General features: G+C 45.6%; 1 protein-coding gene. It reads right to left on the minus strand.

Annotated elements, in window-relative coordinates:
* Window positions 1-780, minus strand: a 780-nt coding sequence (locus RM539_RS19885; RefSeq protein WP_311505165.1) for a PfkB family carbohydrate kinase, incomplete at its 3' end; no start/stop codon positions are given.
* Window position 781 lies beyond the last annotated feature (1 nt).

The raw sequence follows: 781 nt of genomic DNA on the forward strand, positions 1-781 counted from the left end.
ATCCACAACGGTGGTAATTTCCAGTTCTTCGGTAGTAAGATATTCTTTCCCCGTCCAGGCCCTGCCGTAAATTTTCTGCCAGGAAGCACTGACTCCCGTTCTTACTTTATCAAATACTCTTTCGATATTCGGGCATTCTTCCATAAGCTTTTTAGCCGCGGCAATAAAGCCTTCTTCTTCAAAAGAGAAGTCGGTGCCCAAAATTTCATTGATCTCGTTTACGCCTCCTATAAAGATGGTGGAAAGCCCGGTAAGTTCTTTTAAAACTTCCTGGCCATTCCTGCCGTATTTCCACAGGTTGCTACGATATGCCGGATCTGCCGTGATGGTCATTCCTTTCTTATTCGCTAACTCCAGGCCCTCCTTTAAGGTTTGATAGGCTCCTTCTGAAATGGCCGGGGAAATTCCCGTCCAATGCAGATAATTGCCATTTTCGAGCACCGCCTCCCAATCTACCTGCTCCGGTTTGATATTAGCGAAAGCGCCATGTAAACGATTATAGGCAATTTTACCGGACCGCATAGAGGAACCCACTTCTAAAAAGTACAGTCCCAGCGGATGCTCCACTTTATTTACCGCGGAAACATCTATTCCAAATTGTCGCATCGCGGCTATGGCCGCTTCCCCCACTAAATCATCGGATACATTGGTAACCTGTTGTGTGTTGATCCCAAAGTAGGAAAGTGAGGCTGCCACATTCATCTCTGTTCCTCCAAAAAAGAAATCCATTTTATTGGACTGCTGTAATTTGCGGTTTTCTGAAGGGGACAATCGCATGATT

It is taken from the genome of Autumnicola musiva, assembly GCF_031846585.1.
Classification (GTDB): Bacteria; Bacteroidota; Bacteroidia; order Flavobacteriales; family Flavobacteriaceae; genus Autumnicola; species Autumnicola musiva.